The 26,646-nt window shown below is 71.1% G+C and carries 30 protein-coding genes and 1 riboswitch; of the genes, 4 read left to right on the top strand and 26 right to left on the bottom strand.

The features are described 5' to 3' along the window. The first annotated feature begins 88 nt into the window (after positions 1-88). From IF28_RS0110235 to IF28_RS0110225, 3 genes are all read left to right on the top strand, one after another. On the top strand, positions 89-496 hold the full coding sequence (locus IF28_RS0110235) for a VOC family protein (RefSeq protein WP_030216668.1): 408 nt from the start codon (positions 89-91) through the stop codon (positions 494-496). 26 nt (positions 497-522) lie between these two features. Continuing rightward, positions 523-1,644 (top strand): LOG family protein, encoded by a 1,122-nt coding sequence (locus IF28_RS0110230; RefSeq protein WP_030216665.1) that lies wholly within the window; start codon positions 523-525, stop codon positions 1,642-1,644. Between the two features lie 148 nt (positions 1,645-1,792). Next, positions 1,793-2,482, top strand: coding sequence for an LAETG motif-containing sortase-dependent surface protein (locus tag IF28_RS0110225; RefSeq protein ID WP_030216661.1), 690 nt, complete (start codon positions 1,793-1,795; stop codon positions 2,480-2,482). 67 nt (positions 2,483-2,549) lie between these two features. Here IF28_RS0110225 and IF28_RS0110220 read toward each other — a convergent pair whose 3' ends face one another. The 10 genes from IF28_RS0110220 to rpsB all read right to left on the bottom strand — a co-directional run bounded on the left by IF28_RS0110220 (position 2,550) and on the right by rpsB (position 13,291). Next, positions 2,550-3,347 (bottom strand): maleylpyruvate isomerase family mycothiol-dependent enzyme, encoded by a 798-nt coding sequence (locus IF28_RS0110220; protein ID WP_030216658.1) that lies wholly within the window; start codon positions 3,345-3,347, stop codon positions 2,550-2,552. 24 nt (positions 3,348-3,371) lie between these two features. Next, positions 3,372-4,391: an ABC transporter ATP-binding protein gene (locus IF28_RS0110215; RefSeq protein WP_030216655.1), complete on the bottom strand. Its 1,020-nt coding sequence runs from the start codon at positions 4,389-4,391 to the stop codon at positions 3,372-3,374. Further along, the gene (locus tag IF28_RS0110210) at positions 4,392-5,993 is read right to left on the bottom strand and encodes an ABC transporter permease (RefSeq protein ID WP_106982034.1); all 1,602 of its coding nucleotides are present in this window, start codon (positions 5,991-5,993) and stop codon (positions 4,392-4,394) included. Between the two features lie 47 nt (positions 5,994-6,040). Further along, positions 6,041-7,126, bottom strand: a complete 1,086-nt coding sequence (locus IF28_RS0110205) for a thiamine ABC transporter substrate-binding protein (protein WP_030216650.1) — start codon at positions 7,124-7,126, stop codon at positions 6,041-6,043. Positions 7,127-7,206: 80 nt separating this feature from the next. Beyond that, positions 7,207-7,312: riboswitch (TPP riboswitch) on the bottom strand. A 24-nt stretch (positions 7,313-7,336) separates the two neighbouring features. Continuing rightward, positions 7,337-8,449, bottom strand: coding sequence for a 23S rRNA (adenine(2503)-C(2))-methyltransferase RlmN (rlmN, locus tag IF28_RS0110200; protein ID WP_030216647.1), 1,113 nt, complete (start codon positions 8,447-8,449; stop codon positions 7,337-7,339). A gap of 157 nt (positions 8,450-8,606) precedes the next feature. After that, entirely contained in the window at positions 8,607-9,731 is a 1,125-nt protein-coding gene (locus IF28_RS0110195; protein WP_078621024.1) for a phosphatidate cytidylyltransferase, read from the bottom strand. Continuing rightward, positions 9,731-10,288 (bottom strand): ribosome recycling factor, encoded by a 558-nt coding sequence (frr, locus tag IF28_RS0110190; protein ID WP_030216641.1) that lies wholly within the window; start codon positions 10,286-10,288, stop codon positions 9,731-9,733. The genes IF28_RS0110195 and frr overlap by 1 nt, the downstream gene beginning before the upstream one ends. Positions 10,289-10,409: 121 nt before the next feature. Further along, complete coding sequence (gene pyrH, locus IF28_RS0110185) at positions 10,410-11,168, bottom strand: UMP kinase (protein ID WP_030216636.1); 759 nt, start codon at positions 11,166-11,168, stop codon at positions 10,410-10,412. Between the two features lie 189 nt (positions 11,169-11,357). Continuing rightward, the gene (gene tsf / locus IF28_RS0110180; protein WP_030216633.1) at positions 11,358-12,194 is read right to left on the bottom strand and encodes a translation elongation factor Ts; all 837 of its coding nucleotides are present in this window, start codon (positions 12,192-12,194) and stop codon (positions 11,358-11,360) included. Positions 12,195-12,349: 155 nt separating this feature from the next. Next, positions 12,350-13,291 (bottom strand): 30S ribosomal protein S2, encoded by a 942-nt coding sequence (rpsB, locus tag IF28_RS0110175; RefSeq protein WP_030216629.1) that lies wholly within the window; start codon positions 13,289-13,291, stop codon positions 12,350-12,352. 283 nt (positions 13,292-13,574) lie between these two features. On the opposite strand from rpsB, the gene IF28_RS37650 reads away from it, so the two are divergent. Next, positions 13,575-14,195 (top strand): murein hydrolase activator EnvC family protein, encoded by a 621-nt coding sequence (locus tag IF28_RS37650; RefSeq protein WP_078621022.1) that lies wholly within the window; start codon positions 13,575-13,577, stop codon positions 14,193-14,195. Between the two features lie 148 nt (positions 14,196-14,343). Here the strand turns inward: IF28_RS37650 and IF28_RS0110170 are convergent, their stop codons facing one another. The 16 genes from IF28_RS0110170 to rpsP all read right to left on the bottom strand — a co-directional run bounded on the left by IF28_RS0110170 (position 14,344) and on the right by rpsP (position 26,425). Then, entirely contained in the window at positions 14,344-14,901 is a 558-nt protein-coding gene (locus IF28_RS0110170; protein ID WP_030216626.1) for a TetR/AcrR family transcriptional regulator, read from the bottom strand. Between the two features lie 90 nt (positions 14,902-14,991). Continuing rightward, the gene (gene whiG, locus IF28_RS0110165; protein WP_030216622.1) at positions 14,992-15,834 is read right to left on the bottom strand and encodes an RNA polymerase sigma factor WhiG; all 843 of its coding nucleotides are present in this window, start codon (positions 15,832-15,834) and stop codon (positions 14,992-14,994) included. A gap of 295 nt (positions 15,835-16,129) precedes the next feature. Beyond that, positions 16,130-17,290, bottom strand: a complete 1,161-nt coding sequence (gene dprA / locus IF28_RS0110160) for a DNA-processing protein DprA (RefSeq protein ID WP_030216619.1) — start codon at positions 17,288-17,290, stop codon at positions 16,130-16,132. Further along, positions 17,287-18,903: a YifB family Mg chelatase-like AAA ATPase gene (locus IF28_RS0110155; protein ID WP_030216616.1), complete on the bottom strand. Its 1,617-nt coding sequence runs from the start codon at positions 18,901-18,903 to the stop codon at positions 17,287-17,289. Before IF28_RS0110155 ends, dprA begins: the two co-directional genes overlap by 4 nt. Before the next feature lies 1 nt (position 18,904). Continuing rightward, positions 18,905-19,306, bottom strand: a complete 402-nt coding sequence (locus IF28_RS0110150; RefSeq protein ID WP_078621020.1) for a YraN family protein — start codon at positions 19,304-19,306, stop codon at positions 18,905-18,907. A 58-nt stretch (positions 19,307-19,364) separates the two neighbouring features. Then, positions 19,365-19,673, bottom strand: coding sequence for a DUF2469 domain-containing protein (locus IF28_RS0110145; RefSeq protein ID WP_014675276.1), 309 nt, complete (start codon positions 19,671-19,673; stop codon positions 19,365-19,367). Positions 19,674-19,726: 53 nt separating this feature from the next. Continuing rightward, complete coding sequence (locus tag IF28_RS0110140) at positions 19,727-20,245, bottom strand: NUDIX hydrolase (protein WP_030216613.1); 519 nt, start codon at positions 20,243-20,245, stop codon at positions 19,727-19,729. Next, positions 20,235-21,002, bottom strand: a complete 768-nt coding sequence (gene lepB / locus IF28_RS0110135; RefSeq protein ID WP_030216612.1) for a signal peptidase I — start codon at positions 21,000-21,002, stop codon at positions 20,235-20,237. The genes IF28_RS0110140 and lepB (IF28_RS0110135) overlap by 11 nt, the downstream gene beginning before the upstream one ends. A gap of 33 nt (positions 21,003-21,035) precedes the next feature. Then, positions 21,036-22,022, bottom strand: a complete 987-nt coding sequence (gene lepB, locus IF28_RS0110130; RefSeq protein WP_037892936.1) for a signal peptidase I — start codon at positions 22,020-22,022, stop codon at positions 21,036-21,038. Next, on the bottom strand, positions 21,910-23,001 hold the full coding sequence (gene lepB / locus IF28_RS0110125) for a signal peptidase I (protein WP_030216610.1): 1,092 nt from the start codon (positions 22,999-23,001) through the stop codon (positions 21,910-21,912). The genes lepB (IF28_RS0110130) and lepB (IF28_RS0110125) overlap by 113 nt, the downstream gene beginning before the upstream one ends. Beyond that, entirely contained in the window at positions 22,994-23,740 is a 747-nt protein-coding gene (lepB, locus tag IF28_RS0110120) for a signal peptidase I (RefSeq protein WP_030216609.1), read from the bottom strand. Before lepB (IF28_RS0110120) ends, lepB (IF28_RS0110125) begins: the two co-directional genes overlap by 8 nt. A gap of 45 nt (positions 23,741-23,785) precedes the next feature. Further along, positions 23,786-24,136: a 50S ribosomal protein L19 gene (gene rplS / locus IF28_RS0110115; protein WP_010044485.1), complete on the bottom strand. Its 351-nt coding sequence runs from the start codon at positions 24,134-24,136 to the stop codon at positions 23,786-23,788. A 133-nt stretch (positions 24,137-24,269) separates the two neighbouring features. Next, positions 24,270-25,103: a tRNA (guanosine(37)-N1)-methyltransferase TrmD gene (gene trmD, locus IF28_RS0110110; RefSeq protein ID WP_030216608.1), complete on the bottom strand. Its 834-nt coding sequence runs from the start codon at positions 25,101-25,103 to the stop codon at positions 24,270-24,272. After that, a complete protein-coding gene (gene rimM / locus IF28_RS0110105) occupies positions 25,103-25,654 on the bottom strand; it encodes a ribosome maturation factor RimM (protein ID WP_030216607.1) in 552 nt (183 codons plus the stop codon). Before rimM ends, trmD begins: the two co-directional genes overlap by 1 nt. Before the next feature lie 109 nt (positions 25,655-25,763). Beyond that, on the bottom strand, positions 25,764-26,003 hold the full coding sequence (locus IF28_RS0110100) for an RNA-binding protein (RefSeq protein WP_005479813.1): 240 nt from the start codon (positions 26,001-26,003) through the stop codon (positions 25,764-25,766). 2 nt (positions 26,004-26,005) lie between these two features. After that, the gene (rpsP, locus tag IF28_RS0110095; RefSeq protein WP_030216606.1) at positions 26,006-26,425 is read right to left on the bottom strand and encodes a 30S ribosomal protein S16; all 420 of its coding nucleotides are present in this window, start codon (positions 26,423-26,425) and stop codon (positions 26,006-26,008) included. Positions 26,426-26,646: the final 221 nt, after the last annotated feature.

Genomic DNA, 26,646 nt, shown 5'->3' with positions numbered 1-26,646 from the left:
GGAAAAAGATCTCCGCGGACCGATGAGTTCCGTACGGGCCCCCGGTCTACCCCTCGAACGACACGGAACCGACCGGGAAAGGCCCGCCATGTACCAGCAGATGATCTTCGTGAACCTGGCCGTCGACGACCTCGAGGCCTCGAAGAGGTTCTTCACGGAGCTCGGCTACTCGATCAACGCGCAGTTCAGCGACGAGACCGCCGCGTCGGTCGTGATCAGCGACACCATCTTCGCGATGCTGCTCACCCGGCCGAAGTACGCGGAGTTCACCAAGAAGGAGCTCGTGGACGCCACCAGGAGCAGCGAGGTGCTGATCGCGCTGAGCGCCGAGAGCCGCGAGAAGGTGGACGAGCTGGTGGACCGGGCCCTCGCGGCGGGCGGCTCGATCGCCGGCGAGCCCCAGGACCACGGCTTCATGTACGGCCGCTCCTTCGACGACCTCGACGGCCACACCTGGGAGGTCGTCTGGATGGACCCGGCGGCGGTGGAGGGCTGAGCGGAACCCGGGCCTAGCATGGGCGGGTGCAGACGAGTCCCGCCCATGCCGTCCATCACGGAGACCGCGAGATAGAGACGCTCGAGGAGTTCGACGCGACCGTCTCGTCCCGCGGCACGCTCTCCGGATTCCGTGTCCAGTCCGTCGATCTGACCGACCGGACGCGGGAGTTGCTCACCACCGACACCGCCGGAGCCGTCTTCCTCGGCTGCCGGATGCGTCCCGACGCGACGGAGAAGCTCCGCGCCGACGGCGCCTTCGTCCTCCCGCCCGTCCCGGGTCTGCCCTTCGACCCGTACCGGGGCCGTCTCTACGCGCCCGGCGACCTGTTCGCCTCGCTCGACGAGGGCTACGAGGCGACACCCGACGCGCTGGCCTACGACTGGTTCCAGCGGACCAGGGCGGACGGCGACATCTTCGGTTCCATGCTGCGCGCGGTCCACGACGACTCCATGTCCGACGCCCTCGACGAACTCCTGCGCGGGGCACGGGTCGTGGGCGTGATGGGGGGTCACGCGATGGCCCGCGGCACCGAGGAGTTCCGGGGCGCCGCCCGGCTCGGACGGGCGCTGACCCACGCCGGCTTCACGGTGGCGACGGGCGGCGGTCCCGGTGCGATGGAGGCGGCGAACCTCGGCGCCTACGCGGCCCCGTACGACGACGCCATGCTGGACGAGGCCTGCGAACTCCTGTCGTCCGCCCCCTCGTTCACCCCGTCGATCACCGACTGGGCGCGTGCCGCCTTCGAGGTGCGCGGCCGCTGGCCGAAGGGCAACCACTCGGTCGGCATCCCGACGTGGTTCTACGGCCACGAGCCGCCGAACGCGTTCGCGTCGCACATCGCGAAGTACTTCGCCAACGCCACCCGCGAGGACGGGCTGCTGGCCCGCTGCAACGCGGGCGTGGTCTTCCTGCCGGGTGCCGCCGGGACCGTACAGGAGATCTTCGACAACGCGACGCCGAACTACTACGGGTCGCGCGGTGAACCCACTCCCATGGTGCTGGTGAACCGGGCGCACTGGACGGAACGGCTGCCGGCCTGGCCGTTGCTGACGTCGCTCGCGCGGGAGCGGTCGATGGAGGCCCGGATCGCCCTGGTTGACCGGATCGAGGAGGCTCCGGAGGCCTTGAAACGTCTGGCTGGTTAATAAGAAGGCAAAGCCCGGGCTCGCAGTAGGCATATGCGTTGACACTACTTATGCGCCGCTTATAGACCTGAGAGTCACATGGGAGTGCTGATGCTTCATCAACACTTCCTCAACCCCCCGCATTTGCGCTTTCCCGTAAAGGACAAACGTGGCAGTTCTGTCCGTATCCCGCCGCACCGTCGCGCGCTCCGTGCGCGCCCTCGGTGTCGTCTCCGCGTCCGCCGCGCTCGCGATCGGCGTCGCCGGTAACGCCGCGGCCTGCAACATCAGTGAGTTCACGGCCGAGGCCAAGTGTGACGGTGAGAAGGGCATCATCACCGTCACCGACAAGGACCCGGCCGGCGTCCCCGCCACCATCACGGTGTTCCTGCAGGACAAGCAGGTCGGCCAGCAGGTGGTCAAGGGCACCCGTGAGGGCACCACCATCACCTTCGAGGAGGACTGGAAGCCGAACGCCGAGTACCGCATCCACGTCGAGGCGAAGCCCTACGTCAACGAGGACATCAAGGGGAACCTGAAGACCCCCGACACGGGCTGCAAGAAGGACGAGGAGCAGCCGCCGTCCGAGGAGCCGGAGCCGACCCCGTCGCAGTCCTCGACCACCCCGGCCGAGGAGCCCGAGCAGCCGGCCCCGTCGGCGTCGGAGAGCGAGAGCACCGCTCCGGCGACGGAGACCTCGAACAACGCTCCCTCCCCGGCCGGTGAGTCGAACCTCGCCGAGACCGGTGCCGACTCCAACACCGGTCTGATCGCCGGTGTCGCGGCCGCCCTGGTCGTGGTCGGCGGTGGCGCGGTCTTCTTCGGCATGCGCCGCCGCGGGGCGAACAGCCAGAGCTGACGCCTCACGGAGACATCCGGTGGCCCGTCCCCTTCCCGGGGGCGGGCCACTGCCGTTGCCGGGCCGCTCAGCCGAACGTCGCCCGCTCCAGCCAGAGTTCCAGCAACTCCCGGTCGCCGTGCACCTCGAGGCCGGGGGCGTCCAGCGGCAGCCTGCGGTAGAAGGCGAGCAGTACGGAGGTGAGCGGGCCGCGCAGGGCGACGGTCGCCTTCTCGTGGCCGCGCCGCCAGGAGACGCCCTCCTCGCCCAGCTCGATCACCCACTCCGAGTGGACCTCCGGCCTGGTCTCCGTCGCGTGCAGATGGAGGGTGCGCCGGGGCCCGCGCAACTCGTGCACCGCGTCGTCCGGGAGCGTCCGCTGCGCCCACTCCACGATCTCCAGCCACTCGTCGACCGCGTCCGCGGCGATCTCGGGCGCGACCTCGTACGGCAGCCCCGCGGCCAGGGTGGCGTCCGCGCGGTGGACGGTCACCTCGTGCGTCATACGGCGGGCCCAGAACCCGGCGTTGTCGATCCCGGCCCAGCTCCACACCTTCGCGTCCGGCCCGGCCTTCCGCAGCGCGCCGACGACCAGCTCGCCCGACTCCGCCAGCCAGGCGTCCAGGGCCGCGGGATCGCCCCGCTCCCCGGGCCCGTCGGACCCCGGCACCTGGTCCTCGGGCACGTCGTCCTCCGCCCCGGTGCGGACGATGACCTCCACCCAGCGCAGCGCTCCGCCGACGTGCCGTACGAGCTGTTCCAGGGTCCAGTCGGGGGTGGTGGGCACGGTGCGGGACAGATCGGCGCCGGAGGTCACGACCGACCGCAGCTGCCCCACCTGGTGTGCGATCTCGTCGCAGTAACGGTCGTGCGTGAGGGGTGTCATGGCGCTCACCCTAGGCAGCCGCCCTCACCCCAGCACAACGATTTCCGCCGCGTCGAACTCCACACCGGCCTCGTCCCCGACCTCCGGCGCGGCACGGAGCGCGCAGGCCGCCTCCAGGCGGGGGGCGTCCTCGGGCTGCAGGCGGACGGCGACGTGCGTGCCGCGGAAGGTGCGCGCGGCCACCGTGCAGCGCAGGCCCTCACCGGCCGGGACCAGCCGGACACCCGCGGGCCGCACCAGCAGCGTCCGCGTGCCCTGCGGGGACCCCTCCGGCACGGGCACCTTGCCCCAGGGGGTCACGGCGACACCGTCGGCGACCGTCGCCCCGACGACGTTCTCGAAGCCGAGGAACCGGGCCACGAAGGCGTCGGCGGGACGCTGCCACACCTCGAGTGGCGTACCGGACTGGGCGATCCGCCCGTCCCGCATCACCACCACCCGGTCGGCCAGCGCGAACGCCTCGCCCTGGTCGTGGGTCACGGCGAGCACGGTGGTGCCCAGCCGGCCGAACAGCTCGCGCAGTTCGACGACCAGCCGCTCCCGGAGCGAACGGTCGAGCTGTCCGAGCGGCTCGTCGAGCATCAGCAGCCGGGGGCTGGGCGCCAGGGCGCGGGCGAGCGCGACGCGCTGCTGCTCACCGCCGGACAGCGCGGCGACGGCCCGCCCGGCCGCGTCCGGCAGACCCACCAGGTCCAGCAGCTCCCGTACGCGGTCCGCCTGTTCGCCACGCGTGGCGCCGTGCATCCGCAGGCCGAAGGCCACGTTGCCGCCCACGTCCCGCTGTGGGAAGAGCTGGTGGTCCTGGAACATCAGCCCGACGCCGCGCCGGTGCGCGGGCACGCCCGACTGGTCGTGTCCGTCCAGCGACACCCGCCCGGAGTCGAGGGGCTGCAGTCCGGCCACCGCCCGCAGCAGGGTGGACTTGCCGCTGCCGCTGGGGCCGAGCACACAGACGATCTCGTGCGCGGCGACCGCCAGGTCGACGGCGTCCAGCACGGCCCGCCCGCCGAAGCGGACGGTCGCGGCCTGAAGGCTCAGCAGCATCTAGAACTCCCCGGTCCGGTCGGTCCGCAGCCGCTCGAGCACGAGCAGCGCCACCGCGCACACGATCATCAGAATCGTCGACAGGGCCATCGCCTGACCGTAGTTGAGCTCCCCGGGCCGCCCCAGCAGCCGGGCCACGGCGACCGGCAGCGTGGGGTTCTCCGGCCGCGCGATGAACACGGTCGCCCCGAACTCCCCCAGCGACACCGCGAAGGCGAACCCGGCCGCGATCAGCAGCGCCCGCCGCACCAGGGGCAGGTCGACCTCCCGCCACGCCCGCCAGGGCGACGCCCCGAGCACCGCCGCCGCCTCCCGCAGCCGTACGTCCACGGCCCGCAGCACCGGCAGCATGGTCCGTACGACGAAGGGGACGCCGACCAGCGCCTGCGCGAGCGGGACGAGGATCCAGGAGGCGCGCAGATCCAGCGGCGGCTCGTCGAGGGCGATCAGGAAGCCGAAGCCGACGGTCACCGCGGACACTCCGAGCGGCAGCATCAGCAGCGCGTCGAAGCCGCGCACAAGCCGTCCCGCGTCCCTGCGGGTCAGCGCGACGGCGGCGAGGCCGCCGATCACCACGGCGATGGCGGTGGCGGCGACCGCGTACCGCAGCGAGTTGCCGACCGCCTCGATCGGCGCGACCAGGAACACTCCCCCGTCGTCGTGGGTCAGCTCCCGGTAGTAGCCGAGGCCGGCGGTGCCGAACGACCGCTGCACCAGCACCGCGAGCGGCAGCAGAAGCAGGACGGTCACGGTGGCGACGACCCCGCCGAGCAGCGCCCACTGCCCGGCTCCGCGCGGCCGGCGTGCGGTCAGCGAGGCGTCCACCAGCCGCAGCGCGGTCTCCCGGCGCCGTACGGTCCAGGCGTGCAGGGCGAGGATCGCGCCCACGGCGACGAACTGGATCATCGTCAGCACGGCGGCCGTGGACAGGTCGAAGATCTCGGAGGTCTGCCGGTAGATCTCCACTTCGAGGGTGGAGAAGGCCGGCCCGCCGAGGATCTGCACCACACCGAAGGAGGTGAAGGTGAACAGGAAGACCATCAGCGCGGCCGCCGCCACGGCGGGCGCGAGCGCGGGCAGGGTGACGGTCCGCCAGGCCGCGAACCGGGAGGCGCCGAGCATCCGTGCTGCCTCCTCCTGCCGCGGGTCGAGCTGCGCCCACAGTCCGCCCACGGTGCGGACGACGACGGCGTGGTTGAAGAAGACGTGCGCCAGCAGGATCGCCCACACGGTGGTGTCCAGACGCAGACCCCACAGCTCGTCGAGGAGTCCGCCGCGGCCGACCAGCGCCATGAACGCCGTGCCGACGACGACCGTCGGCAGCACGAACGGCACGGTGATCACGGCCCGCAGCACCTGCTTGCCGGGGAAGTCGAAGCGGGCGAAGACATAGGCGCCGGGCAGGGCGATCAGCAGGGTGAGGGCGGTGGAGGCGAGCGCCTGCCAGGTGGTGAACCACAGCACCTGGCGCACATCCGACTGCGCCAGTACGTCCCCGATCCGCCCGAGGTGCCAGGTCCCGCCGGTCTTCAGGCCGCGCGCGACGATCGCGGTGACGGGGTAGGCGAAGAAGACGGCGAAGAACGCGACGGGCACGGCCATCAGGCCGAGCCGCGCCGCGTTGCCGCGCCGCCGCGCCGCGGTGTGCGTCACTTCAGTACGAGCGAGGTCCACGACTTGACCCACTGGTCACGGTTGGCGGCGATCCTCGCCGGGTCCATGGTCTGCGGGTCCTTCGCCTGCGGCCCGAACTTCACGAACTCCTCGGGCACCTGGGCGGCCTCCCGCACCGGGTACACGAACATGTTGAGCGGCATGTCGTCCTGGAACGTCTTGCTGATCAGGAAGTCGAGCAGGGCCTTGCCGCCCTCGGGGTTCTTCGCGTTGCTCAGCAGTCCCGCGTACTCGACCTGGCGGAAGCAGGTGCCCTCGGCGACGCCGGTGGGCGCGGTCTGGGGCTTCGGGTCGGCGTAGATGACCTCGGCGGGCGGCGAGGAGGCGTAGGACACCACCAGCGGCCGGTCGGCCTCGGCCTTCTTGCCGCCGGCCGAGCCGGAGAACTCCTCGTTGTAGGCCTGCTCCCAGCCGTCGACCACCTTCACGCCGTTGGCCCTGAGCTTCTTCCAGTAGTCCGCCCAGCCGTCGTCGCCGTACTTGGCGGCCGTGCCGAGCAGGAAGCCGAGGCCGGGCGAGGAGGTGGAGGCGTTCTCGACGACGAGAAGGTCCTTGTACTCGGGCTCGACCAGGTCGTCGAGGGTCTTCGGCGGGGTCAGGTCGTGCTCGGCGAACCAGGCCTTGTCGTAGTTGACGCAGACGTCGCCGCTGTCGACGGGGGTGACCCGGTGCTTGTCCTGATCGACGCGGTACTCGTCGAGGATCAGGTCGGAGCCCTTGGCCTCGTACGACTGGAACAGTCCGTTGTCCAGGGCGCGGGACAGCAGGGTGTTGTCGACGCCGAAGAAGACGTCGCCCTGGGGGTTGTCCTTGGTCAGGATCGCCTTGTTCACGGCCTGCCCGGCGTCGCCGTCCTCGAGGACCTTCAGCGTGTAGCCGGACTGCTTCTCGAAAGCGGCGACGACGTCCTTCGACACGGCCCACGAGTTGTGACTGACGAGGGTCACGGTCTTGGACGCGCCGCCGCTGCCGTCGGCGTCGCCGTCGGACGACCCGCACGCGGACAGCGTGACCATGCCCAGCCCGAGGGCCAGGACCGTGACCTTCTTGGTGATGCCCACTTGATTCCTCCTGGAGGGACCAGGAAGAGACGCGGCCCCGCCCGGGACCCCTGTGCGGGGTCCCGGGCAGGGCGCAACAGCTCGAGTGATGACCGATCTCCCTACCCAGAATGACCTGGGCGAGGTTCGGAGGGTCTGCGGCCGGTGCCGCACTCTCAGCGCTGTGGCGCTCCCCTGTCGGAATATGAAGATGTGCTTACGCGAGTCACATTACCTCTCGCTCGCGGCGAGCTGACCACACGCCCCGTCGATCTCCTGTCCACGGGTGTCCCGGATCGTCACCGGCACACCGTGCGCGGCGATCGCCTCCACGAACGCCTTCTCGTCCTCGGGACGGGAGGCGGTCCACTTGGAGCCGGGGGTGGGGTTGAGCGGGATGAGGTTGACGTGCACGGGACGGCCCTTGAGCATCCGGCCGAGACGGTCACCGCGCCACGCCTGGTCGTTGATGTCCCGGATGAGCGCGTACTCGATGGACAGCCGGCGGCCGGAGGTGGCCGCGTACTCGAACCCGGCGTCGAGCACCTCGCGCACCTTCCACCGCGTGTTCACGGGGACGAGGGTGTCGCGCAGTTCGTCGTCGGGGGCGTGCAGCGAGATCGCGAGCCGGCACTTGAAGCCCTCGCCGGTGAACCGGTGGATGGCCGGGACGAGACCGACGGTGGACACGGTGATCCCGCGCTGCGACAGCCCCAGCCCGTCCGGCTCCGGGTCGGTGAGACGGCGGATGGCGCCCACGACCCGGTTGTAGTTGGCGAGCGGCTCGCCCATGCCCATGAACACGATGTTGCTCAGCCGCGCCGGGCCGCCGGGGACCTCGCCGTCCCTGAGCGCGCGCATCCCGTCCACGATCTGGTGCACGATCTCGGCGGTCGACAGGTTCCGGTCGAGGCCGGCCTGCCCGGTGGCGCAGAACGGGCAGTTCATGCCGCAGCCCGCCTGGGAGCTGATGCACATGGTCACCCTGTCCGGGTAACGCATCAGCACGGACTCGACGAGCGTCCCGTCGAACAGCTTCCACAGCGTCTTGCGGGTGGTGCCCTCGTCGGTCGACAGATGCCGTACGACCGTCATCAGCTCCGGAAGCAGCGCCTCCTGGAGCTTGCCGCGGGAACCGGCGGGGATGTCCGTCCACTGCTCGGGGGCGTGCGCGTAGCGCGCGAAGTAGTGCTGCGAGAGCTGCTTCGCGCGGAACGGCTTCTCACCGGCCGCGGCGACCGCCTCCTTGCGCTCGGCGGGCGTGAGGTCGGCGAGATGCCGCGGTGGCTTCTTGGCTCCGCGGGGGGCGGCGAAGGTGAGCTCACCGGGAACGGGACGGGCCACGGTCGGGCAACTCCTCAGAGAGACGGGGGCCGGCAACCCGTAGGGGCGGGGACGACGGCGACGCCGTGCCGGAGCCGGACAACCCCCGCAAGGGCGGGGACGTACGAAAGGGCCCACGGCCGGACGCCGCGAGCCCTTCCAGAGTACCTGTTCGCCGTCAACCCGATCCGACGAAGATCACCAGCAGCAGCCACACCACCGGTGCCGTCGGCAGCAGCGAGTCCAGGCGGTCCATGATGCCGCCGTGGCCGGGGAGCAGGGAGCCCATGTCCTTGATGCCCAGGTCGCGCTTGATCATGGATTCGCCGAGGTCGCCCAGGGTGGCGCTGGCCGCGACCGCGAGGCCCAGGAGCAGGCCCTGCCACCAGCTGCCGTCGTCGATCAGGTACTGCATGCACAGGGCGCCGGCGACCATGGCGAAGGCCACCGCGCCCAGCAGGCCCTCGCGGGTCTTGCCGGGGCTGATGCGCGGGGCGAGCTTCTTCCTGCCGAAGCGCCAGCCGACGGCGTACGCGCCGGTGTCGCTGACCACCGTCAGCAGCAGGAACGTCAGGACGCGCCAGGCGCCGTCGTCGGCGGTGAGCATCATCGCGACGAACGTCGCCAGGAACGGCACGTAGAACGCCGCGAAGACACCCGCCGTGACGTCCTTGAGGTAGCCCTCGGGCGGCGCCGTCATACGCCAGACCAGCACCGCCAGCGCGGTGAGGGCCATGGCGGTCCACGCGCCCTCGGCTCCCCAGGCGTACCCGGCGACGACCATGGCCGCACCGCCGAGCGCGAGCGGGACGAGGGGCGCGTCGATGCCCTTGCGCTCCCGCAGCCGCGAGGTCAGCTCCCACAGGCCCACCACGACGGCGACGGCGACGACACCGACGAAGACCGCCTTGACGACGAACAGCGACGCGACGATCACCACACCGAGTCCGAGGCCGACACCTATCGCGGCACCGAGATCGCGCCCCGCGCTCTTCTTCTGCGGTGCGGGTGCCGGCTGCGGGGCGTCGGGCATGGGCTCCGGATTCTGCGGCACCTCCCCCGGGAAGGGTCGGACCCGCGTCGGTTCGTCTCGGAACAGGGGGCCGCTCGGCCGAGCGGCCCCCCGGTCCACATCCTGGTCTCCGCCGTGTTCGGGTACGTCGGGCACGACGGGCATGGGGCGAGTCTGCTGCGCGTAAGGCGCATCGTACGCGGGCCCCGCCGGGGCAGCCCCCTGGCCGGGCCCATGGTCGGACGGTCCCCAGTACCCGGTCTGCGGCGTCCCCCAGGAAGAGTCGTTCATCAGACCTCGAGCAGCTCAGCTTCCTTGTGCTTCAGAAGCTCGTCCACCTGGGCGACGTACTTCGCGGTGGTGTCGTCGAGCTCCTTCTCCGCACGGCGGCCCTCGTCCTCGCCGACCTCGCCGTCCTTGACCATCTTGTCGATGGCGTCCTTGGCCTTGCGGCGCACGGCGCGGATGGAGACCTTGGCGTCCTCGGCCTTGGTCCGGGCGACCTTGATGTAGTCGCGGCGGCGCTCCTCGGTGAGCTCGGGGAACACCACCCGGATGATATTGCCGTCGTTGCTCGGGTTGACGCCCAGGTCGGAGTCGCGGATCGCCTGCTCGATGTTGCGCAGGGCGGTCTTGTCGAACGGCGTCACCACGGCCATGCGCGGCTCGGGCACGGAGAACGAGGCCAACTGGTTGATCGGCGTCGGCGCGCCGTAGTAGTCGGCCACGATCTTGTTGAACATCGCCGGGTGCGCACGGCCGGTGCGGATCGCGGCGAAGTCCTCCTTGGCGACCACGACGGCCTTCTCCATCTTCTCCTCGGCCTCGAGGAGGGTCTCTTCGATCACCACTTGCTCCTGCGTGTCTTGAGTAGGCCCGGCCGCGGTTCCCTGTCAGGAGCTGCGGCCGGCTGCGTCGCGTCTTCTTCCTGCACGGTTCCCGACCGGCAGGACATTGTCCATCCCCCGGTCAGTTGCGGCCGGCTTGGTCGCCCACCAGCGTGCCGATCTTCTCACCCTTGACGGCGCGGGCGATATTGCCCTCCTTCAGAAGCTCGAAGACGACGATCGGGAGGCTGTTGTCACGGCAGAGCGTGACGGCCGTGGCGTCGGCGACCTTGAGGTCGCGGGTGATGACCTCGCCGTAGCCGAGCGCGTCGAACTTCACGGCGTCCGGGTTGGTCTTCGGGTCGGAGTCGTAGACCCCGTCCACACCGTTCTTGCCCATGAGCAGCGCCTCGGCGTCGATCTCCAGGGCGCGCTGGGCGGCGGTGGTGTCGGTGGAGAAGTACGGCATGCCCATCCCGGCGCCGAAGATGACCACACGGCCCTTCTCCAGGTGCCGTACGGCGCGCAGCGGGATGTAGGGCTCGGCGACCTGCCCCATGGTGATGGCGGTCTGCACCCGGCAGTCGACGCCCTCCTTCTCCAGGAAGTCCTGGAGGGCGAGGCAGTTCATCACGGTGCCGAGCATGCCCATGTAGTCGGAGCGGGCACGGTCCATGCCGCGCACCTGGAGCTCGGCGCCGCGGAAGAAGTTGCCGCCGCCGATGACGATCGCGATCTCCGCGCCGTCCCGGACGACGGCCGCGATCTCACGCGCGATGGCGTGCACCACGTCGGGGTCGACGCCCAGCCCTCCGCCACCGGAGAAGGCCTCTCCGGACAGCTTCAGCAGAAACCGGCCGCGCACTTTGCCGTCGTCGCTCTTCTCAGCCTTGGTGGTCATCGGGATCCCGCCTCTTTCACGTGTTGCACATACGAAGAAGGCCATTGCCGGTGGGGTGTGCTTCGCATCCCATGCGGCAATGGCCTCCTCGTCAGATCTGCTGTCGTCCGGCACGCGCGCGTGCGTGGACGCGTATCCGAACGACTGCTGTCGACCCTATCGGGGTCGCGCGCCCGTCGCGGTACGGACTCAGATGCCGACCTTGATGCGCGTGAAGCGCTTCAGGGTGACACCGGCCTCGTCCAGGACCTTCTGGACGGACTTCTTGTTGTCCAGCGCGTAGGGCTGGCCGAGCAGCGTGGCGTCCTTGAAGAAGCCGTTGAGACGACCCTCGACGATCTTGCTGATCGCGGCCTCGGGCTTGCCCTCGGCGCGGGTGGTCTCCTCGGCGACGCGGCGCTCGGACTCGACGACCTCGGCCGGGACGTCGTCCTTGGCGAGGTACTTCGGCGCGAAGGCGGCGATGTGCTGGGCGATGCCCTTGGCGACGTCGGCGTTCGGCTTGTCGAACTCGACCAGGACACCGATCTGCGGCGGCAGGTCGGGCATCGTGCGGTGCATGTACGCCGCCACGAAGCCGTCGGCGAACTGCGCGAAGCGGTCCAGGACGATCTTCTCGCCGAGGTTGGCGTTGGCCTCGTCCACGAACGCCTGGACGGTCTTGCCGGCCTCGATCTCGGAGGCGAGCAGCGCCTCGAGGTCGGCCGGGGAGGTCTTGACGACGTGCTCGGCGATGGCGGTGGCCACGGCCTGGAACTTCTCGCCCTTGGCGACGAAGTCCGTCTCGCACTTCAGCTCGACGAGGACGCCGGAGGAGTTGTCGTCGGCGATGATCGAGACCACGGCGCCGTTCTCGGCGGAGCGGCCCTCGCGCTTGGCGACGCCCTTCTGGCCCTTGATACGGAGCGCCTCGACGGCCTTCTCGACGTTGCCCTCGGCCTCGTCCAGCGCCTTCTTGCAGTCCATCATGCCGGCGCCGGTGAGCTCCCGGAGCTTCTTGACGTCGGCGGCGGTGTAGTTCGCCATGAGTCTGTGAGTCTTTCTCGAAGTCTGGAGGTGCGGAGGTCCGCGGGTCAGGACCTACCCGAGGGCAGTCCCCCGACGCGCCGCTGACCTACGGGTGAACGGCGGGAGCGATGCACTTGTCACCGCTCCCGCCGTCATCAGCTCTGACGGAGCGGTCAGGCCTGCTCGGCCTCGGCGGCCGGGGCGGCCTCGGCGGCGGGAGCCTCGGCAGCGTCGGCGGCGGGGGCCTCGGCAGCGTCGGCGGCGGGAGCGTCGGCAGCGGGGGCCTCGGCCTCAGCCGGCTTCTCCGCCTCGGCGGCGGCCGGGGCGGCCTCCTCGGCCTTCTTCTCACCCGAGAGCAGGTCGCGCTCCCACTCGGCCAGCGGCTCGCCGGCGGCCTTCTCGCCCTTGCCGGCCTCGGCGGCACCGGAGCGGGACATCAGGCCCTCGGCGACGGCGTCGGCGATCACGCGGGTGAGCAGGGTGACGGAGCGGATCGCGTCGTCGTTGCCCGGGATCTTGTAGTCGACCTCGTCGGGGTCGCAGTTGGTGTCGAGGATGGCGACGACCGGGATGTTGAGCTTCCGGGCCTCGCCGACCGCGATGTGCTCCTTCTTGGTGTCCACGATCCAGACGGCGCTGGGCACCTTGGACATCTCGCGGATACCGCCGAGGGTCTTCTCCAGCTTGGCCTTCTCGCGGGAGAGGACCAGCAGCTCCTTCTTGGTGAGGCCGGAGGCGGCCACGTCCTCGAAGTCGATCTGCTCGAGCTCCTTCAGGCGCTGCAGGCGCTTGTAGACGGTCGAGAAGTTGGTGAGCATGCCGCCCAGCCAGCGCTGGTTGACGAAGGGCATGCCGACGCGGGTGGCCTGCTCCGCGATGGCCTCCTGCGCCTGCTTCTTCGTACCGACGAACATGACCGTGCCGCCGTGGGCGACGGTCTCCTTGACGAACTCGTAGGCGCGGTCGATGTACGACAGCGACTGGAGCAGGTCGATGATGTAGATGCCGTTGCGCTCCGTGAAGATGAAGCGCTTCATCTTCGGGTTCCAACGACGGGTCTGGTGACCGAAGTGGACGCCGCTTTCCAGCAGCTCCCGCATCGTGACGACGGCCATGGCCGTATCTCCTTGATTTTTCTCGGTTGTGCCGCGGATGCCGGACGGCTTCCGCGCCTGACGCCCACGACGCGCCGTTGCCACGAAGGACCGAGGGGCGCTGACATCGGGTCCGGCCGTGACCGGGTCCTGATGTCGGGGCGTGCGAAGTCGACCCAGTGACCCGGGTCGCCACCAGAAGTGTACGGGACCCGGGAGGTGCCGGGTGACGCCGTTGTCCACAAACCGGATGGCGGTCCACAGGTCCGGGCGGTGATCGCGGATGTCCGGAAGGCTCCACGGCATGCGAACGAGTGCATTCACGAGGGTGTGTACACGACTGGTCCTGCTGGTGGCCCTGACCCTGGCGGCGGCGCCCGCCCCGCAGCCGTCGCGGCCGGCGGCGGCGGGCGCGGACACGGCCGGGGTGCCGGCGGTCGGCCGGGCGTGGCCGGTGGGGGTACGACCGCGGGTCCTGCGCGGCTGGGAACCGCCGGCGACGCCGTACGGGCGGGGTCACCGGGGCGTGGACCTGGCGGTCGCGCCGGGCGCTCGGGTACGGGCGGTGGCGGCGGGCAGGGTGTCGTTCGCGGGCCGTGTGGCCGGAAGGGGCGTCGTCTCGCTGGAACTCGACGCCACGGGCGGCCCGCCACTGCGCACCACCTACGAACCGGTCCACCCCTCGGTCACCGAGGGCACGAAGGTGAGACCGGGTGAGGTGATCGCCACGCTGGCCCCCACCCCCACCCCCTCCCACTGCCCAACCCCTTGCCTCCACTGGGGCCTACTGAGATCCGACACCTACCTGAACCCCCTGGCCCTACTCCCCCCACACCTACTCCAGAAGGCCCCACCCAGACTCCTCCCGGTCCTGGGAAGCCCCCTCCGCCCCACTGCGGGCAGTCGCGCCTCCCCCCGTCCCTGAAAGGGCCTGGGAGGTACCCCCGGGGCGGCACGGGTGGGCGCGGCGGCGCCCCGCGAACGCGGGTGAGTGGAACCCGCCCCCGCCCGGCGGCAACCCACGCAAACGGGCGTCAGGCCTGAGCCCGAACCGGCCGTGCCGACGCGGACGCTCAGCCCCGTACGCCGCCCAGCGCCATGGAGACCGCCGCTTCCGTGATGGCGCCCGGCGCCTCCGCGGCCCCCAGCTCGAGCCGCCGGACGGCCGCGTCGACGACCCCCTGCAGCAGCATCGCCGCGAGCCGGGGCTCCCCATGCCCGAGATCGGCCAGCGCGTCGACGACCATCGCGACAAGCCCCCCGTGCGCCGCACGGATCTTCTCCCGGGCCCCCGCGTCCAGCTCACTCGCGGAGATCGCGACCACGGCCCGGTGCCGCCGGTCCCCGACCAGCTCCAGCTGCTTGCGGACGTACGCCTCGATCTTCGCGTCCGCTCCGCCCGCCGCGGCCATCGCCGCCTCGACCTCCGCCGCCCACACGGGGATGTCGACCTCGCACAACTCCTCGACCACGGCGGCCCGTGAGCGGAAGTACTCGTACACGGACGAACGCGCGAGGCCGGTGCGCTCGGCGAGGGCCGGGAAGGTCAGCGCCTCCGTACCGCCCTCGGACAGCAGGGAGCGTGCCGCGTCCAGCAGGGCGGCTCGCTGCATCGACCGGTGCTCGGCCACGGAGGCCGCTCGAATCCTTGGCACGACGTCCACTTTACGGAGCCCCGGCCCATGGCGGCCAGGGGACGGCCGTGCCCGGCACCGGCCGGCTCAGCGGCCGAAGGCCGCCAGCTTGGCCCGCAGCTGCAGCACGGACTTGGTGTGGATCTGGCTGACCCGGCTCTCGGTCACACCCAGCACGTTGCCGATCTCGGCGAGGGTGAGCCCCTCGTAGTAGTACAGCGTGACCACGGTCTTCTCCCGCTCCGGCAGGGTGTTGATGGCCCTCGCCAGGAACCTCCGCAGCTCCCGGTCCTCGGCGACTTCCACCGGGTTGTCGGCGGCGGTGTCCTCCAGGGTGTCCATCAGGCTCAGCCGGTCGCCGCCCTCGCCCCCGACGTGCAGCAGCTCCTCCAGGGCGACGACGTTCGCGAGCGACAACTGGCTGAAAACCGCGTGCAGCTCGTCCACGGCGATGCCGAGCTCGCCGGCGACCTCACGCTCCGAGGGTGTGCGCCGCAGCCGCGCCTCCAGCGTGGCGTAGGCACGCTCCACATTGCGTGCCTTCTGCCGCACCGAGCGCGGGATCCAGTCCAGCGCGCGCAGTTCGTCGATCATCGCGCCCCGGATGCGGGTGATCGCGTAGGTCTCGAACTTGATCTCCCGGTCGACGTCGAACTTCTCGATCGCGTCGATCAGCCCGAAGACCCCGGAGGAGACGAAGTCCGCCTGCTCCACGTTGGGCGGCAGGCCCACACTGACCCGGCCGGCGACGTATTTCACCAGGGGCGAGTAGTGCAGGATCAGCTGTTCCCGCAGCCGTTCGTCCCCCGTCGCCTTGTACGACCGCCACAGCTCGTCGAGCGTCGAGGGAGCTGGCGGCCGCACGCTGCCACCGTCGCGGGCGGCTGGGGGGATCGCCGCCCGGTCGGACCCGGAGGTGTGCTGGGGCATTCCTCGCCTAGTGCCGTTCTGCCGTGGACCGGTACTGCCTGGGTGTGCTGTCTGTCCGATGTCTGGATGCCTGTCCTCGCGTGCCTGTCCTTGCCTGTCCGTGTCGGGATCCTCGTGAGCGTAGCGTGACTGCGGCGTCGCGGTGTGCGAAGAAGCGAGGTCGGACCGTGCGCAGATTCGTTCCGGGTGCCGCCCCGGCGAGGCACGCCCGTCGCTCTGAGTGATCGACAGGTAGCCCAACTGACGTAATTTCCCTGGGGTGTCGGGGTTCCCCCGGACGGCCGAACACGCTGCGTCAGCGAGGTTCGGGGCCGCCCCGGGCCGAGATCATCGCCTGGCGCGTCAACTTCCAGCCGTCGCCGTGTCGTTCGACGTAACCAAGTGCTCGTAGTTCGTACAGTCTCGCGATCGCGTCGTCCGGGGTGGTCTGCGCCGCGAGCGCGATCTCGTCCGGCCGGGCCGTGCCACGCCCGGGCAGTGCCGCGAGGACCTGCCGTCCGGCCGGGTCGAGCAGGTCGCGGGGCAGCACCGGTCCCCGTCGCTGCGGAGCGAGTTCGCCCATGTCGCCGACGAGTTCGACGACCTCGGCGGCGTCGGTGACCAGCACGGCGTCCTGCCGGAGCAGTTCGTGCACCCCGGCGGAGAGCGCGCTGGTGGCCGGTCCGGGTACTCCTATCGTGTGGCGTCCCAGCCGGCGGGCCGCCCGGGCGGTCACCAGGGAGCCGCTGCGGTGGGCGGCCTCGACGACGACCGTGCCCCGGGTGAGCGCGGCGATCACCCGGTTGCGGAGGATGAATCTGCTCGGTGTCGGATGATCGCCGGGCGGCAACTCGCCCACGACCAGGCCCTGTTCCGCGATACGGCCGATCAGCCCGGCATGGCCGCGCGGATAGGGCCGGTCGACCCCGCAGGCGAGTACGGCGACGGTGGCGCCGCCCGAGCCGAGGGCGCCGCGGTGGGCGGCGCCGTCGACCCCGTAGGCGCCGCCGGAGACGACGATCCAGCCGCGTTCGGCGAGGCCGGCCGCGAGGGTGGCGGCCATGTGTGCCCCGTACTCGGTGCAGGCGCGGGCGCCGACGACGGCGACCGAGCGCAGCGCCCACATCCGCAGGTCCGCTCCCCCGCGCACCCACAGCCCGAGGGGCCGGGCGTCGCCCAGGTCGTCGAGCTGCCCGGGCCATTGGGCGCTGCCGGGGACCACGAAGCGCACCCCGGCGTCCCGCGCGACGGCGAGGTCCTTGCGGGGTTCGGCCCGCCCGGCCCGGGCGAGCATCCCGGCCCACCGCTTCGCGCTCGCGCCCGGCAGCGGCTCCCCGTGTTCCCGCAGCCGTCGCACCACAGTGTCCACGCCGAGTTCCCGCACCCACCGTCCGCCGGTCTCGTCGCCGGGCTCGATGACCCGGGTGAGGAGGATCCGGCCGAGCAGCCCCTCCTCGGGGCCGTACACGGCGTTCACACCCCCGCCCCGATCGCCATGGGCACGCCGCGCGGGACGCCGGTGCGCAGTTGCAGGGCGAGGGCGACGTCCGTGACGTCGGGCCGGTCGTGGCCGGCCAGATCGGCGACGGTCCAGGCGACCCGCAGCACCCGGTCGAGACCCCGGGCGGTGAGCACCCCCCGCTCCAGGCTCCGCTCGGCGTCGTCCATGGCCCCCGGGACGGCGTGCCAGCGGCTGCGCAGCTCCCGGCCGGGGACCTCACTGTTGCTGCGCCACGGGGTGCCGGCGAGCCGCGCCGCGGCACGGTCCCGGGCCGCGCGTACCCGGTCCGCGACCGCGGCGGTGGTCTCGCCCCGGGCACCCGCCGCCGTCAGCTGGTCGCGGGTGACACGGTCGACCTCGACCCGCAGGTCGACCCGGTCGAGCAGCGGCCCGGAGAGCCGGGCCTGGTAGCGGCGGATCGCGGAGGGCGGGCACTCGCACTGGTCGTTGGTCTGCGAGAACCGCCCGCAGGGGCAGGGGTTGGCGGCGAGCACCATCAGGAAGCGCGCGGGGAAGCGCACGACGCCCGCGCTGCGCGCGATGACCACATGGCCGGCCTCCAGCGGCTGCCGCAGGGCGTCCAGGGCCTTGCTGCTGAACTCCGGAGTCTCGTCCAGGAACAGAACGCCTCGATGAGAGAGGGACACCGCTCCGGGCCGGGCCGTGCCGGGGCCGCCGCCGACGAGTGCCTGCATCGTGGCCGAGTGGTGCGGGGCGCAGTAGGGGGCCGTGTCGATCAGGGGTCTGCCGAGGGGCAGCAGTCCCGCCACGGAGTGCACGGCCGTCACCTCGAGCGAGGCCTGCCGGTCCAGGGACGGCAGGATCGACGGCAGCCGTTCCGCGAGCATCGTCTTGCCGGCACCCGGCGGCCCTTCGAGGAAGAGGTGGTGTCCGCCGGCGGCGGCGACCTCCACCGCCGTCCGCGCCGACCGCTGGCCCACCACGTCCGCGAGGTCGTGGCCCTGGTCCTGCGCCGCCGCGCCGTGCATGCCGGTGTCCGCCCCGGTGCCGGAGGCCCGCAGCGCCGCCAGCAGCGGGTCGGGCCCCGTCCGCTCCTCGGTCTCCTCGGGCACGGGCTCGTCGGCGAGCACGGCGATCAGCTGGCGCAGGCTGCGGACACCCAGGACGGACACTCCCGGCACCAGTGAGGCCTCGGCGGCGGCGCACTCGGGCACCACCACCTGCTCGTATCCCGCGTCGGCCGCCGCCAGGACGGCCGGGAGGATGCCGCGCACCGGCCGCACCCGGCCGTCCAGCCCCAGCTCGCCGATCATGACGATGTCGCCGAGCACCCGCGGGTCGATCCGTTCGGCGGCGCCGAGCACCGCGCAGGCGACAGCCAGGTCGAACCCGCTGCCGGACTTCGGGACGGACGCCGGGCTGAGGCCGACGGTGAGCTTCTTCTGCGGCCACTCGCCGCCGGAGTTCACCACGGCCGCCCTGACCCGGTCCCTGCTCTCCGTCAGGCTCTTGTCCGGCAGCCCCACCAGCGTGAAGGCGGCGACCCCGGGCTCCAGGTCGGCCTGGACCTCCACGACCACGCCCTCGACGCCCACCAGCGTCACCGAGCACGTACGCGCGAACCCCATGTCAGGCCACCCCCCGGACATGCTCGACGACGGGCGCCCCGCGGGCCGGAAGCAGCACGCCGACCAGGTCGATGCGGACGCCGCCGGGCGGCGCTCCCCCGTGTTCCTGGAGCCATCGTTCGGCGAGGCCCCGCAGACGGTCGGCCTTGGCCGCGGTGACGGCCTCCATGGGGTGCTGGAAGGGCCCTGCCCTGCGGGTCTTCACCTCGCAGACGACCAGCGCGTCCCCGTCCCGGGCCACGATGTCGATCTCACCGGTCCTGCCACAGCGCCAGTTGCGCTCCAGGACCGTCATCCCGGCCTGGGCCAGCCGCCGTGCGGCCAGGCTCTCGCCGTACTTGCCGAGTGCGCTGTGTGCGCGATGTGCGTTCATGTCGGCACCACCTCCGGCGCCAACCGTCACGCATCCCGCACCATGAAGTGGATCTTGGTGCAGAACCCGGCGACTGTGGATAAACCGGTCACCCGCCGGGGAGTTCGAGGTCGCTCTTGTTGAGCTCCTCGATATTCACGTCCTTGAACGTCAGTACCCGTACCTGCTTCACGAACCGGGCCGGCCGGTACATGTCCCACACCCAGGCGTCCGCCATCGTGACCTCGAAGAACACCTCACCCTGGACCGAGTGCACCTGCATCTCGTAGTCGTTGGTCAGATAGAAGCGGCGCTCGGTCTCGATCACGTATTTGAACAGACCGACGACATCGCGGTACTCCCGGTAGAGCTTGAGCTCCATCTCGGTCTCGTACTTCTCGAGGTCCTCGGCGCTCATGGCATGTTCCCCTTCACCCGTGCGATCCCACCATTGTGCGCCAGTCCCGGGAGTCACCGGACGATTTCGGTGTCCAGGGTCACGGGTCGGGCCGGGGGACCTTCGTCGAGCAGTGTGCGCAGCAGCCCGGCAAGTCTGGTCGGATACACCGTCTCATGTGCCCGGGCGAGTTCCGTCCACGTCCACCAGCGTGCTCCGTCGACACTGCGCCGCTCCAGTTCGGTCAGCGCCGTGGGCGCGGTCGCCGTCCGGGTGGTGCGGGCGAGGTAGTACCACTCGTCCTGGTCCCAGCGGCGCCCGGCGAACGGGAAGGAGCACCGCCGCCGCCACAGCACGGGTCCGAGGTCGACCTCGGTGATGCCGGTCTCCTCGGCGAGTTCCCGCAGGGCGGCCTGTTCACGGGTCTCGTCGCCCTCCAGGCCACCCCCGGGTGTGAACCACCAGTCGTCGGCGGGGTCGTCCGGTTCATGGCCGTGCAGCAGCAGGACGCGGTCCCGCGGGTCGAGCAGGACGACGCGGGCGACCCTGCGCAGTCCGCCCGGGAGGGCGTCCCCGGCCGGCTCAGCGGGCACCGGCGGTCCCCGCGTCCGTCCGGGCCCGGGACGCCGCCGCCCGCTTGGCGAGGGGACCGTAGGCGGCCCCGCCGAGGATGAGCACGACACCGCCGATCACCAGCGCGACCACGGTCCGCAGCGGGCCCGGTGAGGAGAGCGCGCCGACCTCCTCGAATCCGGTGGGCGCCTTCAGCATGCCGTTCATCGGCCAGACCACGGCCTCGACCCTCGCCTGGACCGAACCGCGGGCCACGGTGCCGCTCGCCGCGTCCGTCAGATGGGCCGTGGAGTCCAGCGACCCGGAGCGCTCGTCACCGAGCAGGAACAGTCGCCCCTTCGGCACGGTCACCTCGGGGATGCTGCCGAACTCGGCCGCCTTGCCGTCGGCGAGATAGGGCTCGTCGATCTCCTCGCCGTTGACCTTCAGCTTTCCGTCCTGGCAGCAGGAGACGGTGTCGCCGCCGACGGCGACCACCCGCTTCACCAGGGGAAGGTCCGACCAGGCCGTGTCGGTGAAGACGACCACGTCACCGCGATGGACGTCACCGCCGTCGACTCGCTGGGCCAGCACCCGGTCACCGGCGCCGATCGTCGGCGCCATGGACGGAGTGGGCACGGTGTACGGCCGGTAGAGCACCGCGCCCCAGGCGAACCCGCCGAGGAACAGCACCAGTCCGAGTGCCACGGCCAGCCCGGACAGCCGCTGCCCGGTCCGCCCGCCACCCTCCCGGGCGGTGCCGCCGGGGACCGTACGCGTCGTGCTCTGACCACTCATGGGCGGCACCCTACCCGGCGGTACCGGACCGGGTCAGCCCTGCCCGCGGCCCTCACCGGCGCCGTACCGCCGGCGCCGCCAGAGCACCAGCGGCACCGCGCCGACGAGCGCGACACCCTGGGGCGCCGCCGTCAGCACGGCGGCGGCCGGCGACCCGGTGGCCAGGCCGGGCTGGTCGAAGGTGTCCGGGACGGGCAGGTTGTTCCAGCGGTTGATCGGCCAGGCGATGACGACGGCACGGCCGACGACCTTGTCCACCGGGACGAAACCGTCGTTCTTGTCGGCCTGGTTGTAGCGCGAGTCCCGGGAGTTCTGCCGGTGGTCGCCCATCACCCAGATGAACCCGTCGGGAACCTTGACCTTGAACTGGCCGCCCTGGTCGTCCTGGCTGCACGGGGTGTTGCCGGGGTACACATACGGCTCGTTCAGCGCCATGCCGTTGACCGTCAGCGGGCCGGTGCCCTTGCACTCGATCGTGTCACCGCCGACCCCGACGACCCGCTTGATCAGGTCCTTCTCCTCGGCGGACGGCATCAGACCGATCCAGCTGAGCACCTTCTGCAGGGGGTTCGGGTTGGGCGTCGGCTCGCCCGCCAGCCAGTTGTCGGGGTCGTGGAAGACGACGACCTCACCGCGCTCGGGCTCGGAACCGAACCAGGGGGTGAGCTTGTCGACCAGGACCCGGTCACCCTGCTGGAGAGTGTTCTGCATCGAGTCGGAGGGGATGGAGAACGCCTGCACCAGGAACGTCTTGATCAGCAGCGCGAGGACCAGCGCGATACCGATCAGGATCGGCAGCTCCTTCCAGAAGGAGCGGGGCGGCTTCGGCTGCGCCTTGGGCTCGTCGCCCTGGCCGTCGGGTGCCGTACGGTCCTCGCTCACCCTGCCGTCCTCGCCCGCCTGATCCTCACTCCCCGAGGGTACGGCGCCGTCCGCGGCCTGGTCGGCCGACTCCGCGGGGCGTCCGCGGTGCTCCTCGCCGCCCTGACCGGACCGTGCGCCAACCGCCACATCCCCCACGCCGACTCCTCACTCTCTGCCGCCGCCCGCGCCATGCCCGGCGCAGGCCCACCACTCCCATAACGAGCGGGAGTTCCGCAGGGCTCGGGAGTTGGACCATTCCATTGGGACCGTCCGGGGCAACCCTATGCGACGGCGGGGCCGCGGCGGTCGACCCGGACGCCGAGTCCGACACGGACGCGTAGGTCGTCGGCTCCTCCAGCGTGCTCCAGTGACCGAACGGCCAGGCGATGACCATGGCCCGGCCCACCACCTCGTCCTCCGAGACCGTGCCGCCGTAGTCGGTGTCCTGGTGGTAGCGGGAGTCGGCGGAGTTCGACCGGTGATCGCCCATCACCCACAGCCGCCCCTCGGGCACGGTGATGTCGAACGGCGTGAGGGACGGGACGTTGCCCGGATACAGGTAGTCCTCGTTCAGGGGGACGCCGTTGACGGTGACCCGGCCCTGTTTGTCACAGCACTGGACACGGTCGCCGCCCACGCCGACGACCCGCTTGATCAGGTCCTTCTCGTTCTCGGACGGCAGCAGTCCGATGAAGGTCAGGCCCTCCTTGATCTGCTTGATCCCGACGGGGTCGTCCTTCTTCGGCGTCGTCTGCTCGTCCTGCAGCCAGCCGCCGGGGTCCTTGAACACGACGACGTCCCCGCGCTGCGGCCTGGAGCCGAACCAGGGCGTGAGCTTGTCGACCAGCACCCGGTCGCCGATCCGGATCGTCTGCTCCATGGATCCGGACGGGATGACGAAGGCCTGGACGAGGAACGTCTTCAGCACCAGTGCGATGACGACGGCGACGCCCACCAGGAGGGGGATCTCCTTGACCGCGCCGCGCCGGCGGCGCCGCTTGACCTTGCGCTGCAGCTTGCGCCGGTCGACCCGGCTGCGTCCGGGACCCGGCCCGGTCGCCCGGCGGGATCCGGTGGGAAGCAGGTTCTCCGCCGCGCTCTCCGGGACGCCACGGGGCCTGCCGCGGTTACCCATGGCCGCCCTCCGACGCGTTCGTCTCCGTCGCGTTCGTCTCCGTCGCGGGCACGCGCGCGTAGGCGTCGGGCCGGTGCAGCCGGGTGGCGTGGCCGAGGGGCCATACGATCCCGTCGGCGCGGCCGATCACGTCGTCGGCCGGGACCATGCCCCCGCCGGGTGAGCCGAGGTGGTCGCGGGAGTCGCTGGAGCGGCTGCGGTGGTCCCCGAGGACGAAGAGACGCCCGTCGGGCACCCGGACGTCGAAGGGCACCGTGGAGGGGCTGTCTCCGGGGAACAGGAAGCCCGACTCGTCGACCGACCGGCCGTTCACCCGGATCCTCCCGTCCCTGTCGCAGCAGACCACATGGTCCCCGCCCACCCCGATGACCCGTTTGATGTAATCGGCCTCACCGAAATACCCGGTGCCGTCGAACACAATCACGTCACCACGCTGCGGCTCGGCACCGAAGCGGTATGCCAACTTATTTACGAGCACGCGGTCCCCGACCCTCAATCCGTGTTCCATCGATCCGCTGGGGATCTGGAACGGCCGCGCCACGAACGTGTTCAACGCCAGCACGAACAGCAGGCAGAGCAGCAGGGTCAGGGTAATCCGCCCGCCGGGCAGCCCTGCCGTGAGGTGCGACAGCAACGCGGAACGCGACCGCCCCTCCGGCCCCGACGTCCCCGAGGTGTGCTCGGGTCCGGCCGGGGGGAGGGAGCGGTCGCGCTCCGTCGGCTGTGCTTCGGTGTCCATCGGGGCCAGATGCTATCCGGCCGCGATATGACGCCGGTAAAGCGCTCAGTTCTCGCGCTTCTCCTTGATCTTCGCCGCCTTGCCGCGCAGCTCGCGCAGGTAGTACAGCTTGGCGCGGCGGACGTCACCCTTGGTGACGAGCTCGATCTTCTCCACGATCGGGGTGTGCACCGGGAAGGTGCGCTCGACGCCGACGGAGAAGGAGACCTTGCGGACCGTGAAGGTCTCGCGCACGCCGGCGCCCTGGCGGCGGATGACCACGCCCTTGAACTGCTGCACACGGGAGCGGTTGCCCTCGATGACGCGCACGTGGACGTTCACGGTGTCACCGGGACGGAAGGCGGGGACGTCGCTGCGCAGCGACGCGGAGTCGACGGTGTCGAGCAGGTGAGACATTTCGTCTGCTTTCTTCGCTGATGCCGCAGGTCATCAACGGCACTAGAGGCTGGGGATGTGAGCTGTGCGGTTCGGGGCGGGCGTCGTGTCCCCCTGCGGCAGGGGCGCACGCCGGACGACGCACAGCAGCGGCCTATTCTTCCATGCCGTCGGTCCTGCGCCAAAATCGGCCGTACGCCCGACCGGCGGGATCCGGCTCCCAGCCCAGGATGGACAGCATCTCGCGGTCCTTCTTGTCGAAGGCCTCCGGGTCGCAGCGCTCGATCAGATCGGGCCGGTTGGCGGTGGTACGGCGCAGCGCCTCGTCGCGCCGCCAGCGGGCGATCCTCCCGTGGTGGCCGCTGAGCAGCACGTCGGGGATGCCGCGCCCGCGCCACTGCGGCGGCTTGGTGTGGACGGGTCCTTCCAGGAGGCTCGCCATGGCCCCCGGTGCGAAGGAGTCGTCGCGGTGGGACTCGGCGTTGCCGAGGACGCCGGGCAGCAGCCGGGCCACCGCCTCGGTGACGACGAGGACGGCCGCCTCGCCGCCGGCCAGGACGTAGTCGCCGATGGACACCTCGTACACGGGCATCCGGGAGGCGTACTCGTCGACGACCCGGCGGTCGATGCCCTCGTAGCGGGCCGGGGTGAAGACCAGCCAGGGGCGCTCGGAGAGCTCGACGGCGAGTTCCTGGGTGAAGGGACGGCCGCTGGGGGTGGGAACGATCAGGGCGGGCTCGCGGGAACCGGTCTCGTAGCCGTCCGCCAGGACCGAGTCGAGCGCGTCCCCCCACGGCTCGGTCTTCATCACCATGCCGGGGCCGCCGCCGTACGGGGTGTCGTCGACGGTGTTGTGCCGGTCGTAGGTCCAGTCGCGCAGATCGTGCACGTGTACGTTCAGCTGTCCCCGCGCGCGTGCCTTGCCGACGAGGGAGACGTTCAGCGGTTCGAGATACTCGGGGAAGATCGTGACGACGTCGAGCCGCATTACGCCTCGTCCCCGGAGTCCCGGGACGAAGCGACCTCCGCGCGGTCGTCGATGAGTCCGGGCGGCGGGTCGATGACCACGCGCTGCTCCTCCAGGTCGATCCCGGTGACGATCTCCTCGACGAACGGCACGTACACCTCGGTGCCGTCGGGGCGCTCGACCACGAAGAGGTCCTGGCTGGGCAGGTGGGAGATCTCGGTGACCCGGCCGACCTCGGTGCCGTCGGCGGTCACCACGTCGAGGTCGATCAGCTGATGGTCGTAGTACTCGTCCTCGTCCTCGGGCCGCTCGTCCGGGTCGACGTCGGCGATGAGGAGGGTGTTGCGCAGGGCCTCGGCGCCGTTGCGGTCACGGACGCCCTCGAAGCGCAGCAGCAGGCGGCCGCTGTGGACGCGGCCGGTCTCGATGGTGAGCGGCCCGGCGGAGGCGGGGTCGGTGGTCAGTACGGCACCGGGCCCGAGCCTGAGCTCCGGTTCGTCGGTGCGGACCTCCACGGTGACCTCGCCCTTGATGCCATGGGCGCGGCCGATGCGAGCGACTACCAGCTGCACTGTGCTTGATCTCCTGTCGGACTGCGACGAGCCGGTCACGGCTCAGACGACTGCGGGCCGGGGACGGCCCAGTGGCCCTCCCCGGCCCGAGCCGGTGCTGCGTTTGGCGTCAGCGGACGTGGTCCACGTCGACGAGGTCGACGCGGACACCGCGGCCGCCGATGGCGCCCACAACGGTACGCAGAGCGCGTGCGGTGCGGCCGTTGCGGCCGATCACCTTGCCGAGGTCGTCCGGGTGGACCCGGACCTCGAGCACCCGCCCGCGACGCAGGTCGCGCGAGGCGACCTGCACATCGTCAGGGTTGTCGACGATGCCCTTCACGAGGTGCTCGAGAGCCTCCTCGAGCATGCTCAGGCCTCGGTCGACGCGGACTCAGCGGCAGCCTCGTCCTTCTTCTCGGCCTTCTTCTTCTGGGTGATGGCCTCACCCTTGCCCTCGTCGTCGCCGCCGAGCGCCTCGAAGGAGGGACGGGCCGGCTTCTCGGCCGCCTGCAGCAGCGGGGCCGGGGCGGGCTCGCCCTTGAACTTCTGCCAGTCGCCGGTCTTCTTCAGGATGGCGAGCACGGGCTCGGTCGGCTGGGCGCCGACGCCGAGCCAGTACGCCACGCGGTCGCCGTCGACCTCGATGACCGACGGGTTGTACGTCGGGTGGTACTTGCCGATCTCCTCGATGGCCCGGCCGTCACGGCGGGTACGGGAGTCGGCGACGACGATGCGGTAGTGAGGCGAACGGATCTTGCCCAGACGCTTCAGCTTGATCTTGACTGCCACGGGAGTGGGTTCTCCTGGATTTGACGTGGTTGGGCACGGCCAGAGTTGCCGCGTGGGGTTGCGGTACCCGAGTGCCCGACGGACGCGTCAGCCGGAGGAGAGAGGGGTCCTGTGCGACTGTCGAGTACAGCTAGCCATTGTGCCACACCCTGCGGGGCGGCGGACCGCGGGGTGTGGCACGCGGGGCGCGCCCGAGAGTGACCCGGCGGCGGTGCGGGCCG

Source organism: Streptomyces sp. NRRL WC-3626 (assembly GCF_000718785.1).
Classification (GTDB): Bacteria; Actinomycetota; Actinomycetes; order Streptomycetales; family Streptomycetaceae; genus Streptomyces; species Streptomyces edwardsiae.
The sequence above is the reverse complement of the archived record's forward strand: the minus strand, read 5'-3'. Positions and strand labels throughout refer to the sequence as shown.

What these genes read in the sequence shown, in the direction of transcription:
- pyrH (WP_030216636.1), bottom strand. Translation starts at nt 11,168, where the DNA reads ATGACCACCAAGGCTGAGAAGAGCGACGACGGCAAAGTGCGCGGCCGG.
- IF28_RS0110220 (WP_030216658.1), bottom strand. Translation starts at nt 3,347, where the DNA reads ATGACACCCCTCACGCACGACCGTTACTGCGACGAGATCGCACACCAG.
- IF28_RS37650 (WP_078621022.1), top strand. Translation starts at nt 13,575, where the DNA reads ATGCGAACGAGTGCATTCACGAGGGTGTGTACACGACTGGTCCTGCTG.
- IF28_RS0110235 (WP_030216668.1), top strand. Translation starts at nt 89, where the DNA reads ATGTACCAGCAGATGATCTTCGTGAACCTGGCCGTCGACGACCTCGAG.
- IF28_RS0110100 (WP_005479813.1), bottom strand. Translation starts at nt 26,003, where the DNA reads ATGCTCGAGGAGGCTCTCGAGCACCTCGTGAAGGGCATCGTCGACAAC.
- whiG (WP_030216622.1), bottom strand. Translation starts at nt 15,834, where the DNA reads ATGCCCCAGCACACCTCCGGGTCCGACCGGGCGGCGATCCCCCCAGCC.
- IF28_RS0110145 (WP_014675276.1), bottom strand. Translation starts at nt 19,673, where the DNA reads ATGAGCGCCGAGGACCTCGAGAAGTACGAGACCGAGATGGAGCTCAAG.
- lepB (WP_030216612.1), bottom strand. Translation starts at nt 21,002, where the DNA reads ATGAGTGGTCAGAGCACGACGCGTACGGTCCCCGGCGGCACCGCCCGG.
- IF28_RS0110155 (WP_030216616.1), bottom strand. Translation starts at nt 18,903, where the DNA reads ATGGGGTTCGCGCGTACGTGCTCGGTGACGCTGGTGGGCGTCGAGGGC.
- tsf (WP_030216633.1), bottom strand. Translation starts at nt 12,194, where the DNA reads ATGGCGAACTACACCGCCGCCGACGTCAAGAAGCTCCGGGAGCTCACC.
- lepB (WP_030216610.1), bottom strand. Translation starts at nt 23,001, where the DNA reads ATGGGTAACCGCGGCAGGCCCCGTGGCGTCCCGGAGAGCGCGGCGGAG.
- trmD (WP_030216608.1), bottom strand. Translation starts at nt 25,103, where the DNA reads ATGCGGCTCGACGTCGTCACGATCTTCCCCGAGTATCTCGAACCGCTG.
- rpsB (WP_030216629.1), bottom strand. Translation starts at nt 13,291, where the DNA reads ATGGCCGTCGTCACGATGCGGGAGCTGCTGGAAAGCGGCGTCCACTTC.
- lepB (WP_030216609.1), bottom strand. Translation starts at nt 23,740, where the DNA reads ATGGACACCGAAGCACAGCCGACGGAGCGCGACCGCTCCCTCCCCCCG.
- IF28_RS0110195 (WP_078621024.1), bottom strand. Translation starts at nt 9,731, where the DNA reads ATGAACGACTCTTCCTGGGGGACGCCGCAGACCGGGTACTGGGGACCG.
- IF28_RS0110210 (WP_106982034.1), bottom strand. Translation starts at nt 5,993, where the DNA reads ATGGCCGTGCCCGTCGCGTTCTTCGCCGTCTTCTTCGCCTACCCCGTC.
- rplS (WP_010044485.1), bottom strand. Translation starts at nt 24,136, where the DNA reads ATGTCTCACCTGCTCGACACCGTCGACTCCGCGTCGCTGCGCAGCGAC.
- IF28_RS0110215 (WP_030216655.1), bottom strand. Translation starts at nt 4,391, where the DNA reads ATGCTGCTGAGCCTTCAGGCCGCGACCGTCCGCTTCGGCGGGCGGGCC.